The 12,467-nt window shown below is 67.5% G+C and carries 11 protein-coding genes and 1 pseudogene; 4 read left to right on the forward strand and 8 right to left on the reverse strand.

All coding sequences use genetic code 11. The features are described 5' to 3' along the window. Nucleotides 1-17: 17 nt before the first annotated feature. Nucleotides 18-1,427: a TetR/AcrR family transcriptional regulator gene (locus tag VTA80_RS19825; RefSeq protein ID WP_407342792.1), complete on the reverse strand. Its 1,410-nt coding sequence runs from the start codon at nucleotides 1,425-1,427 to the stop codon at nucleotides 18-20. A gap of 310 nt (nucleotides 1,428-1,737) precedes the next feature. On the opposite strand from VTA80_RS19825, the gene VTA80_RS19830 reads away from it, so the two are divergent. Both VTA80_RS19830 and VTA80_RS19835 read left to right on the forward strand, forming a co-directional pair. Then, nucleotides 1,738-2,118, forward strand: a complete 381-nt coding sequence (locus tag VTA80_RS19830; RefSeq protein ID WP_407342793.1) for a VOC family protein — start codon at nucleotides 1,738-1,740, stop codon at nucleotides 2,116-2,118. Between the two features lie 175 nt (nucleotides 2,119-2,293). Beyond that, nucleotides 2,294-2,437 carry a hypothetical protein gene (locus tag VTA80_RS19835; RefSeq protein ID WP_407342794.1) on the forward strand — a complete coding sequence of 48 codons (144 nt, stop codon included), beginning with the start codon at nucleotides 2,294-2,296 and terminating at the stop codon, nucleotides 2,435-2,437. Between the two features lie 334 nt (nucleotides 2,438-2,771). Here the strand turns inward: VTA80_RS19835 and VTA80_RS19840 are convergent, their stop codons facing one another. The 4 genes from VTA80_RS19840 to VTA80_RS19855 form a co-directional block, all read right to left on the reverse strand. After that, nucleotides 2,772-3,695, reverse strand: a complete 924-nt coding sequence (locus VTA80_RS19840; protein ID WP_407342795.1) for a pseudouridine synthase — start codon at nucleotides 3,693-3,695, stop codon at nucleotides 2,772-2,774. A gap of 878 nt (nucleotides 3,696-4,573) precedes the next feature. After that, nucleotides 4,574-5,227, reverse strand: a complete 654-nt coding sequence (locus VTA80_RS19845; protein WP_407342796.1) for a nucleotidyl transferase AbiEii/AbiGii toxin family protein — start codon at nucleotides 5,225-5,227, stop codon at nucleotides 4,574-4,576. Beyond that, nucleotides 5,224-5,745 carry a helix-turn-helix domain-containing protein gene (locus VTA80_RS19850; RefSeq protein ID WP_407342797.1) on the reverse strand — a complete coding sequence of 174 codons (522 nt, stop codon included), beginning with the start codon at nucleotides 5,743-5,745 and terminating at the stop codon, nucleotides 5,224-5,226. Before VTA80_RS19850 ends, VTA80_RS19845 begins: the two co-directional genes overlap by 4 nt. A gap of 175 nt (nucleotides 5,746-5,920) precedes the next feature. Beyond that, nucleotides 5,921-6,292, reverse strand: a complete 372-nt coding sequence (locus tag VTA80_RS19855) for a nuclear transport factor 2 family protein (RefSeq protein ID WP_407342798.1) — start codon at nucleotides 6,290-6,292, stop codon at nucleotides 5,921-5,923. An 85-nt stretch (nucleotides 6,293-6,377) separates the two neighbouring features. Between VTA80_RS19855 and VTA80_RS19860 the strand changes: the two genes are divergently transcribed. After that, nucleotides 6,378-7,424 (forward strand): RNA polymerase subunit sigma-70, encoded by a 1,047-nt coding sequence (locus VTA80_RS19860; RefSeq protein WP_407342799.1) that lies wholly within the window; start codon nucleotides 6,378-6,380, stop codon nucleotides 7,422-7,424. 877 nt (nucleotides 7,425-8,301) lie between these two features. Here VTA80_RS19860 and VTA80_RS19865 read toward each other — a convergent pair. Together VTA80_RS19865 and VTA80_RS19870 are read right to left on the reverse strand one after the other, a co-directional pair. Continuing rightward, nucleotides 8,302-9,957 (reverse strand): putative bifunctional diguanylate cyclase/phosphodiesterase, encoded by a 1,656-nt coding sequence (locus VTA80_RS19865; RefSeq protein ID WP_407345822.1) that lies wholly within the window; start codon nucleotides 9,955-9,957, stop codon nucleotides 8,302-8,304. Nucleotides 9,958-9,960: 3 nt separating this feature from the next. Continuing rightward, nucleotides 9,961-11,010 carry a histidine kinase N-terminal 7TM domain-containing protein gene (locus VTA80_RS19870; protein ID WP_407342800.1) on the reverse strand — a complete coding sequence of 350 codons (1,050 nt, stop codon included), beginning with the start codon at nucleotides 11,008-11,010 and terminating at the stop codon, nucleotides 9,961-9,963. Between the two features lie 529 nt (nucleotides 11,011-11,539). Between VTA80_RS19870 and VTA80_RS19875 the strand changes: the two genes are divergently transcribed. Next, a complete protein-coding gene (locus VTA80_RS19875) occupies nucleotides 11,540-11,755 on the forward strand; it encodes a lipopolysaccharide assembly protein LapA domain-containing protein (protein WP_407342801.1) in 216 nt (71 codons plus the stop codon). Nucleotides 11,756-11,801: 46 nt separating this feature from the next. Here the strand turns inward: VTA80_RS19875 and VTA80_RS19880 are convergent. After that, nucleotides 11,802-12,026: pseudogene (locus VTA80_RS19880) on the reverse strand (amino acid permease); the annotation flags it as partial. Between the last annotated feature and the right edge of the window lie 441 nt (nucleotides 12,027-12,467).

The following is a 12,467-nucleotide window of genomic DNA, read 5'->3' on the forward strand; positions in this document are numbered from 1 at the left end:
GGTCGCGCACGCGCCTGCTATTGCGCTGCGTCCGGTGGGTGCGGCAGGGCCTGGAGGGCAGCAACGATGCGCGGGCCGAGCTGTCCGGCGTCGGGGTCGATGCCCCAGTCGACGAGGGCCGCCATGATCGCACCGAGGCACGCGCCGGTCGCGACGATCGCCTCGAGGTGCCCCACGCCGGTGTCCTCGAGCGCTGCCACGATGATCTCCTCGGTGGCCCGGTTGCTCTCCTGGCTCGCGGCCCTCAGCCCGGGGTGGCTGACCGAGAGTCGGATCCGGTCGCGCGTCTCGCCCATCGCCATCTCGGGCATCTGGCTCCAGGCAGCGAGCAGGCCGCGCCGGACCCGTTCGAAGGCGGGCAGATCGGCCGGCTGCCGTCGGACGGCCTCGGCGATCAGCGGGTCGTACGGGTCGCCGACGACGACCGACTCCTTGGTCGGGAAGTGCCTGAAGAACGTCATGTGCGAGAAGCCCGCGGCGTCGGCGATCTCGGCGACAGTCGTCGCGTCGTAGCCGCGCTCAAGGAAGAGCCGCAGGGCGGTGCTCTGCAGCAGTGCGCTCGTGCGCTCAGACCGAGTCGTCATTCCGTTAATGTTAGTGAGTAACACTTGCGGGCGCAAGAGGATGACCGTCGCCGCTCCTTCAGGGACCACGACAGACAGGTGGTGGCGGGCCTCCGTCACCGCCGGTGGCGCGAACGCCGTCGTTGGCGAGGATCGAGTCGGCGGCTCTACGAGCTCTTCGGCGCTATCACCGTGCGCCCAGCTGTGCGTCACTCTGGTCAGGTACACCGGGTGCGACACGGGGTACGGCGGACGGGTCGTCTTTGATTCGAAATCCGCTGCCAGCAGTTCACGTAAAGCCGACTTCAAGCCCGCCTTGAGGGCAGCGCGGTCGGCGTCGGCGAGCCTGCCCATCAGGCGCTTCCGTATCGGCTCGATGACCTCTTCAAGTCGCTCCTCCACCTTATTGACGAGGTCAATGAAGTTGCTTACCTGCTCTGGGGGCATCGTGCTGGAGATGTTGGGAGCCGCGACGTAGAGAACCTTCAGTGTTTCGGCGTCGAGGACGCCGAACGCGTAGGTGACCGAGAGGTCCAACTGGGAGTGTGCGATGGTGCGGTTGCGGAACGTCGCGACGAGTTCATGGGTCGCGGCGAGCTCCTGAGGGATCTCGACAAATCTGGTCACTGGCTGCGGCACGTTCGAGGGGAGGAAGGTGCGGCAGTAGGCCATGACTGCGTTGGCCACGAGCGACCGCTCGGCGTGCTCGAGCGGCGAATCAGCTGACGTGCCCAGATGCGCAAGTGCGAGCGCGTCGCGTGCCTCCACCAGGTCTGCCGCGTGGCTGGACAGTTCGATGAACAAGCGAGCGTCTTCGGAGTCGTCGACCATCACGAACTCGAACCGCCGTGCCTCAGTGCTCACGACTCGAGTAGGGCGAACCCGCGTGGCCAGCGCGCTTCCCGCCGCGAGCCGGTGGGTGCAGGCGGCGAGTCGTCACCCGCGCACAACGACAGTCAACCCGCGGGTGCGGGCGAGCGTTCTGATCGGTCGGCCCCAAAGTGGGTCTCGGCGGCGCCTACGGAGCGAAGGGCCAGACTCCGGGCCCATCACCGCCCCCAGGCGCGATTGCGGTCATCGCTGTCGATGGGCAAATCGGCGAGTAAAGGGAATCTTTTATGCATCTCTTTGCCGCGAGAGGGTCAGAAAGTGCAGTTTGTGAGACGCTGGCCGCATGGGTAATCCGGTCGTCCACTTCGAGTTGATCGGTCCCGACCCTGCGCGCCTTCGCGACTTCTACTCACAACTTTTCGGTTGGGATGGGCCAGCCGGAGCTCCTGTGGCTGAACGTATCTCCGCGCCGACTGAGTATTCATTCGTCATGCCCGGCGATAACGCACCGGCCGCCGCAGGTGGCATCGGCGGAGGCCCAGGGTACGAGAGCCACGCCATCTTCTATGTCGGCGTACCCAACGTTGCCGAGTCGCTCGCCCGGGCCGAAGCCCTTGGAGCCGAGGTCGTGCTGCCGCCGCAACGGAACGAGGGCGAGCAGGTGACCGTCGCCCATTTTCGAGACCCTGCAGGCAACTTGGTCGGCATCGCAGGACCGTCCTGACCGGTCTCCGGCGCGCGCCGGCACCACGATGCCCGCGAGTGCTTCACAACAGTGAACGTGCAGGCGGGCGGATCCAGCACTTCGCGCCACCTCAGGGGCGTTCCGCGACCGGGCGTCCGGCCGACGCGCACGAGCTGAGAGAGTCCGTTCCTGCCGAGCCCGTCGGCTTTGTCAGGTGATGGAGGACCTCGCTCCGGATGTCGGGGCACTGCGCCTGGAAATCGAGGCTCAGACGGCCGGCGCTGAACAGGCAGAGCAACTCGCCGCGGCGGCGACTCTACTGACAGCCCCGATCACCGACGGCGACGTGCTCATCTAGGAACCGGTTGGGAACCAAGCGGGGTCCAGGCCGCGGGTCTTTCGTCGACTCAGTTCTGGACGCGATCGACACCTTCAACGCCGAGGCAGATCTCCCCGTGTTGAGTCCTGGGTCGTCACCCAGGAAGGTGCTCGGCCCCGCCGGCGCGCGCTGTCCGCGGTTCCTGCCGCCGACGACCCTCACCTCCATCGGATGGTCCTACTGGCCATGGACGTCATTCTCGACGGACTGGGCCGGGTGCTGTCCACGTCCGAGGCAAGGCGCTGACAGCTCCCGCTCCGGGCACGGTCAACTCACCGATGCCGCACCGGTCGCTCGTCCGGGATCTCCCGGCTCATCCCTCCGCGGTGAGCGGCAACGAGCGGACGCTGCGGAACCGTCGGGGCTGCCCGTCGACGGGGTCCGTGAACGCGACCTCGGCCGCGAGGAGCTGGAGGGGTCGGCGGAAGTCGTCGACCGGGACGTCCTGCAGGACGGGGTACAACGGGTCGTCGACGATGGGGATGCCGAGCCCCAGCAGGTGGAGGCGCAGCTGGTGGGTCCGGCCCGTGCGGGGTGTCAGGCGGTAGACCCCGGCGCCGTCCACCTGACGCTCCAGCTCGACGCGCGTCTCGGCGTTGACGAGCGCCCCGGGCACGACCTGGGCGCGCCACGTGCCGGGCACCTTGCGGATGTGGTTGCGGACGACGGCGGGCAGTACCAGGTCGGCGCGCAGCGGCGCGACCGCCCGGTAGGTCTTCTCGACTGCGCGGCGCTCGAACGCCGTCTGGTAGGGGCCCCTCCAGCGGCTCTCGGTGGCCAGCATCAGCAGGCCGGACGTGATCCGGTCGAGGCGGTGCAGCGGCGACAGCTCCGGCAGGTCGAGCTCCGCGCGCAGCCGGACGACGACGCTCTGCATCACGTGCCCGCCGCGCGGGATCGTTGCGAGGAACGGCGGCTTGTCGACGACGACGAGGCGCTCGTCCCGGTACACCACGTGAATCCGACCCGGCACCTCCGGCTCGTCGCGCAGGTCGCGATGGAACCACACGAACCGGTACGGCCCATAGGGGTCCGCGTCGCGCACGGCGCGCCCGCTCTCCTCGACGAAGCGCTCCTGCGCCAGCATCCCCGGCACATCGACGTGCTCCGGCAGGCGGTGCCGCAGCCACGCGCCCATCGTCGGCCACACGGTCGGGCTCAGTCGATCGCGGTCGGGGGTGCGGAGCCAGGCGGCGGCGAGGCCGTGGCGTGCCGGGAGCGGTGAGCGAGGAGGCACCGGACAATCGTACGAGGCCGACCCGTCGCCCAGACCGGTGGTGTCCTCTCTGGCGCCGGGCGCCATGGATCATCGAAGACGCCGCAGTCGACGTGCGTGCACGGTCGTTAGTCGCGGGCGAGTTCGGTCTGCGGTTCTACGAGGCATCCCATCGCGCATCCGGGACGGTTTCAACCTCGGGTCCCTTCGCATCTTGGACCGAGTGTTGGGGGAGGGCGCGGCGTAGCGCCTCATCCTCCTGGGCAGTCGTCTTCGGATCTGTTCTCAACCCCGACACACGCGACGGAGTCGAGCGTGTTCATGATCTCTTCCGTGTCGTTTTGCTCGGAAGAGGTCAGCGACCTGGAACAGTTCGGCAGTCCCGCGTCCGCAGCAGTCCGCAGACGTTCGCTGCCGTCCGCGCGAATACTCGGCATCGCGAACGACGCGAGCCCCTGTCGGCCAGATTGGCTGTTCGCCCGCGTTCGCCGCCGGCCGGTGACCGACGGCGTTGGGGTACGGACACAAGAAGGGCCACCCCGGATCTCTCCGAAATGGCCTCTGACCTGCGAAAACGTGGTGGGCGATACTGGGATCGAACCAGTGACCTCTTCCGTGTCAGGATTCAGCAAGGGGTCCGCCAGGAACCGTCAGCGACCATTTTGTGCAGTCCAGGCCGCTGCTCGACCACCCGCGACCGGTGCCGATTGTCGGCGGATTCGGCCGGGTTGCTACACCCGTTGCTACACGACGGCCAAGTGCTTGAGGGAATCGGAACGCACCATTCATGCATGAGCGGTGCATGACGATCCATTCGAAGCAGATTCTGAACGTGAGCGGTCGGGTACAGCCAGCCGCGATCGTCGATTCGATGGTCTCAAACCGGCCAAGAGTGACCACTAGAGTTCGTGGCGCCAGTCGTGGAAGAACTGGCGCAGGGGCGCGATCTGGTCGGGCGCGACGGCGATGTCGCTGTCGCGGAAGCGGTCGAGCGCGGCCATCATCTGGGCCAGGACATGCGGGTCGAAGCCCGCGTCGAGCGCAGCGGCCTCGTCGAGCAACTGCTGTTTGGTGTAGCGCAGTGCCAGGACGTAGACGTCGGCGAAGTCGCGTGCTGCTGCCCGGTCGAAGAGAGCGATGAGTTTGCGGCCGGCGAGCTCGTCGGGGGCGAACGTGGGTCCGATGAAGCTGGCGGTCGGCGGGCGTCCGGGTGCTGCGTCGACGGCGAGGTCGACCAGGAGGTCTTCTGGACCGTGGATGACGAGGCGGCAGAAGGTGTCAGTGCCGGTGTGGCGCTCGACCGTCCAGCCCCGCTCGGTGGCGGCGTCCTCGAGGGCGTCTGCGGCTGCGGGCACGTTGCCGGCTCCGCTTCGGGTGAAGAAGTCCAGGTCCTGGGTGGGGCGCGTGGTCAGGTGCTGTGCGAGCAGCGCGGCGCCGCCGGCGAGGAGGAACCCGTGCGAGGCCGGTAGGGCGAAGAACAACCGTGCCACCTGAATCTGAAACGCAGTCAGCGCGCTGTCGCTGTCGCCGTCGGGTGGTGTCGGGCGGTTCACGAGCGAGTCTCCGATAGTGCCGCTGCGATCACAGACTCCCACGCTGCTCGAAGGGCGCGCGGTAGGACGAGCTCGTCCCAGAGATCGACGAGCAGGGCCCCGTCGACATAGGTGCTGATGTCCGCGGCTTTGCCCTCGCGCAGCACGATCTCGTAGACGCGCGCCCGGTCGGCGCGGTCAGCCAGGTTGAAGGCCCGACCGGGGTCCGACCAGTTGAGGTGCAGGGGCAGGTGCACGGTGCACATGGCTTGCGACACGGTGAGTCGCGGGAGCCGGTCCGGCACACAGGCGGTGCGGCCGCGGGGGAGGGGGTGCTCGGTGAACTCGATCTGACGCGTCGCCTCGAGGACGTGGCCGGTGGCGGCCAGGAGCCGGACGGCGGTGTCCAGGGTCGGGGACTTTCGGTCGTGCTCGTAGGCCGAGACGGTCGGGCGTGACGTGCTGGCGCGGTGGGCGAGCTCGTCTTGCGAAAGACCAGCATCGCGGCGCGCTCGCGCTAGCAGCTCTCCCGTGCTCATGATCACTCCCTACGTATCTACTCGGATACTTTACGGCAGTGGGCGAGATCGGTCCAGTGCCCCGACTCCTCCGTGGCGCACTCGTTCACCAACAGGGGATAGCGCCAAGTAAGTCGTGATCAGCTCGCCGCATAGCAGCGACGGCGAGTTCCGGCGTCTCGCTGTGTCGTACAAGTCAGCGGTTCACCGTTTGCACCTCGCCCCGGGCGAGTGCGAATGGCAGGCGGTCGAAAATGATCCGGATAGCGACGATTCGCCCGTCGCGCACTGTGTACAGCTCGGCGGCCGGAGCGCTGGCGACGGCGGGATTTCCGGTGTCGTACATCAGCAGCGCTTCGTGCTCGTCGCCGTAAGCGGAGAGGAGCTCGGAGGTGGTCACGTTTGTGGCGAACGGTCCCATGAAACCCTTCACCGCCTCGACCCCGACCAGTCGTCCCGTCGGAGCAAGACACTCGACGCCGTCGGCGAGCAGCCGCCATGCGAGCTCGGGGTCTCCCGAGGTCCAGGCGCGGTGGTAAGCGAGAGCGGTCTCCAGTGCGGCGGTCATGATCGTTGTGTCCTCTCGATCGTTGGGGGGTCGATAGAACAGACACCACAGGCCGTCGGATCGGAACGCTGCGATCATGGCGCGCGTGAGTGAACCAGAACCGACCCCACTGCAGGCGGCCAGCGACGGCAAGGACAGAGCGTTCGCCGAGCTCGTCGTGCCGTACGAGCGTGAGCTGCGTGTGCACTGCTACCGGATCCTGGGATCCATGCACGCCGCCGACGACGCCCTACAGGAGACTCTGATCGCGGCGTGGGGCGCGCTGCCGAAGTTCGAGGGCAGGTCGTCGGTGCGTACCTGGCTCTACCGAATTGCCACCTCGCGTTGCCTCAACGCCATTCGTGACGGGGCCCGTCGACCTCCCCTTGCCCCGGTCGCGCCGTTCGATCCGCCGAGCCCGACCACTCGAGAGCGGGTCACCTGGATCCAGCCGTACGCCGAGCACCTCCTGCCCGGCGACGACCCGGCAGCGTTGGCGGTCGCCCGGGACGGGATCGAGCTGGCATTCGTCACCGCGTTGCAGACTCTGCCTCCCCGCCCGACCGCCGCACTGGTGCTGTGCGACGTCCTGGGCTTCGGCGTTGGCGAGGTCGCGTCGATGCTCGACGTGAACCCAACCGCGGTCAAGGGCTTGCTCCAGCGGGCGCGCGCCGGTATGCCTGCCGGCCCGCCAAGCGCATCTGCGCAGAAGGAACTCGTCGTGGCCCGACAACTCGCTGATGCGTTCTGCCGGGATGACGTCGCGGCCATCCTCACGCTGCTCACCGACACCGCGTGGCTCGCGATGCCGCCCGCACCCCACCGCTACGACGGGCACGCCGCGATCGGAGCGTTCCTGAGCGCTAGCGCTGCGGGCCGCGGGCAGGTCCCGTATGAGCTGGTGCCGGTCTGCGCGGGCGGCCACGCCGCATTTGGCTGCTATCTGGCTGGCAGAGCACGCGGCCTGCTCGTCGTTACCGCACACCCCGACGGAAACCAGATCACATCGCTGGTGCGGTTGCTTGACGACGACGTGCACACCTGGTTCGACCTCCCGACGCACCTGCCGCCGCGCGCACGCGAGGTGGTCGCTCTAAAAGGCCCTCGGCAGCAGGTTCAACCGAGCTCAGCCGAACCAACCAAGACGTGGTGACGACATCACCGGCGTCCGGCCAGGACGACCTCGCCCGCATCGGTCGAGAACACCCCAGTTGCGCCACCGAAGCAGTCGACGCGTCGTGATCAACGCCTGCTAAACACCGCAGAGCGACAGCTATCTGGCTGGCGCGGTTCCCTGTGTCGTTGCCGCATCTGCCAGGAGAATGCAGCCATGAGTAGTCGAAGGCGCCGGGTGCGGAACCGGGTTACCTCGCGCTCTGCTGGATCGTCGTTGTCGCGTTCTCCAGCGTCTTGTTCGGTGTAGCGCCTGAGGGTGGAGTGTGGTCGCTCGGTGGGATCGCCTGGACGCTCGTCCCCTTGCTGGCCGCACTGCGCGCGGCTCGGTCGTCCGTCAAGGTGACTGACGACGAAGTGCTCGTTCGCAGGTGGCGTGGCTGTGTTTCGTCGATGTCGACGAGGTCGTGGTGCGCGTCCAGTTAGCGCAGGCTCGCTGGGGTGAATGAGGGGCAGTGCACGATCCCTAGGCCTGGCCCGACGGTGTTGAACAGGGTGTCGGTGTGGATGGCGCCGCGCCGAGCCGTTCGATGGCGACCACGCTGCGCACGGGTGGGCTGAGGCGGAGGCGTCCAGGTGCGCTTGTTGCGGCCGCAGGAATGCACCGTTGCCTAGGAACGCCTCGCGAGCGGATCGCGCCGGCGGGCATGTTCGGCTTGGTGTTCCCCCAACGAGCCGAGACGATGCGCGCCGCGCGCGGACATCTTCGAAACAACCGGCGCGATCACCCGTGGCGTATTCACCTTCGCGAGGCCACCAGGCCCGGATACGCGACCACATCGTTTACCACGAAACCGGGGACCAGATCGGCTTCGCCGGAAGTCGTGCAGGGCGGGTGGTCAGCGATGCTGACGGCGTCAACGCTCGCTGCGCGTGAACTGCATCGGGAAACTCGTGTCGGGATCGGTCGGGCGTCCTATGTAGTACCCCTGGGCATGGTCGACGCCGTATGCCCGCACCAGGTTCAAAGTGCTCAGGTCCGTGACGTACTCCGCAATTGTCTGCTTCCGCAGTCCACGGGCCGCGGAGACTATCGCCTGGACGATGGTCTGGTTGGTCTGGTTGGTCTTCAGGTCGCGAATGAACTCGCTGTCGATCTTGAGGTAGTCGCAGGGGAGGTGCTTGAGGTAGAAGAACGAGCCATATCCGGCACCGAAGTCGTCCAGGGCGAACCCGCACCCGAGCTCCGAGATTCGCCTCGCGAACTCCCGTGCACGGGTCACGTTTGTGATGGCCGCCGTCTCCGTGATCTCGAAGACGAGCGACCGGGGCGGGAGGTCCTTCGCCGCGAGTTCAGCCTTTATGACCTCGAGCAGCGTCGGGTCTCCCAGGGACGCCGCCGAGATATTGATCTCCCAGCGGAACCCCGGTGGCTGCCGATAGCGGGCGGCGAGGTCGGTGCCGATCCGCACGACGTGCCGGTCGATCGCTACCGCGAGGCCGTGGCGGTCAGCGACCTCCAAGAACTCCTCAGGCTCGATCAGAGCGTCGCCCTGGCGCATCCGCAGCAACAGCTCGCAGCCCGTGACCTGCCCCGAGGCCAGGTCGAGGATGGGCTGGGTGAGAAGGGTGAACTGGTCCTCGTCGAGCGCGCGACGGATCTGCTCGGTCCAGTGGAACCGCGCGCGCGATCGCGCCGCGGCCGGGCCGGCGGGCTCGTACACCACCAGTCGATCGCGACCGTTCTCCTTCGCCTCGTACATTGCGAGGTCGGCGTTGGAGATGACCTCGTCGGCCGTGACGGTACCGACGCCGTCGAGCATGACCAGGCCAGCGCTCGCCGTGGTGCTGACCAGCCGGCCGTCGTGGTCGACTTCCGCGTTCCGCACGGTCTCGAGGACTTGCTGGGCCAGGAGGGTCGCGCTGGTGAGGTCGACGGCCCAGAGCAGAACCGCGAACTCGTCCCCACCGACCCGTGCGATCAAGTCGGCCTCGCGGACACGGCCGCGGAGTGCATCGGCAGTGGCGGACAGGAGCGCGTCCCCGACGGGGTGCCCAAGGCTGTCGTTGATGTCCTTGAATCCGTCTAGATCGAGCAGGATGAGGGCCCCGCCCACCCGGGCGCGGTTGGCCAAAGTGAGGTAGCGCTCGAGGTCCTCGCGGAACCGTCGACGGTTCGCGAGCCCGGTCAGAGGATCGTGGTTGGCGAGGTACACCAACCTAGTCTCGTAACCCTTGCGGTCGGTGATGTCTTCCACGTGCAGGACGGCCTGGTTGGAGCTGCCCATAGCGCCGATCCGCGCCGCGCCGACCGAGACCCACCGCCGCGCGCCGTCAGCCCGCACGATCCTCAGCTCGCACTGGTACTCGTCCAGACGGCCCGCAAGAGTCTCGGTCATCCGTTTGGCCTCACCTGGCGCGTCCCGGACATCGAGGAGATCCTCGAAAGTCATGTCCACCATGTCGCCGACGGGGTGCCCGCTGATCTCGCTCAATGCCCGGTTGGCATTGAGGATCCTCCGGTCCGGGCCGATCAGCGCCATCCCCGCCGGGGAGTAGTCGAACGCCGCGATGAACTAGGCTGTGGACCGCGCCAGAGCCTCTTCCGCCAGCAGCCTGCTGGTGATGTCATGGGCCATGACCAGCGCGCCGAGAGACCGGAGGTGGCGGTCTAGCAGCGGGAAGGTCTCGAGTTCGTACCGACGGTCGTCGATCAGCACCTGCTGCCGCGGCGATCGATCACCTGCACCGGCCGCGTCTGAGGTCGCCGGTCGCCCCGCGCCAGGGATCAGCGAATCGAGCCTGCGCCCGATCAGCTTCTCGGCCGGCACACCGAAGGCAGTTGCTGCCGCCGGGTTCGCATCGATGACGTGATCCAAGGGGTCGAGCGTGATGACAAGATCACGGATCGCCATGAACACCCCGCTGCGCCCGACGGGCTGTAGCCGGACGAGCCCGTACCGGAGCACGCCCCAAACCAGGACGAGGCCCGATAGCAGGAATGCGAACGGGGTCAGATCGACCATGTCGAAGGGTGCGATCCCTGCGTTGAAGAGCACGTTGAGAACGAAGGGCAGGGCGAAGCTGAGGACGAGCGCGAGGGACACCCGGCGGTACATCGGCGAGATCCGGACCAGGCGGTACACGAGAAAAGCTGTCGCACCCCACAGGAGGAGGTAGGTGTAGATGCTGTGCGGCCAGAACAGAGCTCCGCCGGCCGAGAGGTCGGAAGTCGGGCCGCCGGGGTAGTACCGGATCAGGTCATGGGTGCGAGCGTTGGAGAGCAGAGCGAGCACGAGCAGCGGCTCCACCGCGAGCAACGGCAGGATACGGCGCCGCAGCCAGGTGTCGGCACCGGTGTACACCACCACGAAGGCGACCCAGGCGGGGGGCAGCGCGCAGATGCCGACGTACTTCAGGTCTCCCCACAGGTGCCGAACCGGTGCCGTCGGAGAGACCAGCTCCAGGGTGTAAGCCAGGCTCCAGAACCCGGTGGCGAGCAGGACGAGCGCGAGCCAAAGGGTGGCGGTGCCCACACGTCGCCGCCAGACCAGAGTCGCCAGCACAGCGAACACGCCCGCCGCGACCAGCGTGAGCAGGCCGCCCGAGGACCACTGCCAGGTCATGTCGCACTCACCCCCCTGCCCTTCTGAGACCGGTCCACGCCCCTTGGTCCCTGCTCCGAGGGGGCAGTCTGACCCCTCTTCGCAGTCTGCTCCCTTCCGCGCGAGATGGTTGGGAAACACCCACCCGCTGGCCGCCGCGCGACCCGCAGACGGACCTGCGAGATGGGGGATTGGCGAGCAGTCGAGGGTGTCGGCCGCGCACCGTCATCACGGCGTGCTGCCCCGGTCGTGGGTTCCCGAGTCGTATGCCCGCAGCCCTGAACCCTGCGACGCTGCTTCCCAGGGCATGCGCTACGGAGGCGCCGCCGACATTCATGCCACTTTGCAGGTTGAGCAGTACCGTTGAAGGGTTCACGAGTCCAGGGGTCGGAGGCAGTCCATGACTTCAGACCCGTCGAAATCCCGACCGAGTGGTCCTTTGATTCCGTCGCCACCAGATCCGGATGACACGGATGCCCCACCGAGTCGACCGTCAACTACTCGCGCGGCCGCTGCGTGGTTCGCGACCGCGGTCGCGCTCGTTTTGCTGGTGCTGCTTATCGTGTTGATTCTGCAGAACCAAACCGTTGTTGAGGTGCAGTACTTCGGCCTCACCGGATCGGTCCCGCTCGGAACAGCGCTGCTGATCGCGGCCGTTGGGGGCGCTGCTGTTGTCGCGATCGTCGGAGTCATTCGACTCACGCAATTGCGCGTGAAAGGACAGCGAGCCAGGCGCGTGAAAGCCCGGCGTGAGACGAATCCCTGATTGTAGTTCCCGGGTCACACCCCGCGGGGTTGCATCCCGAGGCTTAGGTCCCGCCCGAGGTCGGGTACTGGGCGGCCAGTTGAGCCGACGCCGTCGCGTTCGCATACGCCACGACCGCCGCCACCGCCAGCCCGAGGAGCAGCCCCGCACCAGCGGCCTGCGCGGCGGGCGCGAACGCGGCGAAGACCCCGGCGCCGATCATCGACCCCAGGCCGATGACCACCGCGTCACCCGTACCCAGACGACGGGCGAGCTCGCCCTCGGCGCTCACCACCTGCACGGCATCTGGGCCGCCGTCGGCGTGGCCATCACGGCCATCATCAGGAAGCTCTTCACCTGGACCACGACCGCGGGCATCGCACTCATCAAGGGCGCACTACTCGTGGCTGAGGTTGGGGCAGTCGCCCACTGAACGCCGGCGCCAGCCTCTCATCCCGATCCGTCCGGCCTGCAGTAGGCGCATGAGTGCGTCTTGACCCACATCCCTACCTACCGCGGAGAGACTACAACCGCCGCATAAGGCCACCCAGCTCGCTGGCGACCCCCTACGGGTCAGCACTTCGCGCCATTCAAGTGGCGCGCTCCAGGCGTGACGCGTCCAGAGGGTGCTGTCGGTGAGAACGCTGCCCGAATCTCTCCCTTCCGAAGCACGATCCCCGGTGGCGTGCCCGACGACCTGCGGAGCGGGCCGAGAAACCGACGCCGGGCACGG

The sequence above is a fragment of the Pengzhenrongella phosphoraccumulans genome (assembly GCF_045689905.1).
Classification (GTDB): Bacteria; Actinomycetota; Actinomycetes; order Actinomycetales; family Cellulomonadaceae; genus Pengzhenrongella; species Pengzhenrongella phosphoraccumulans.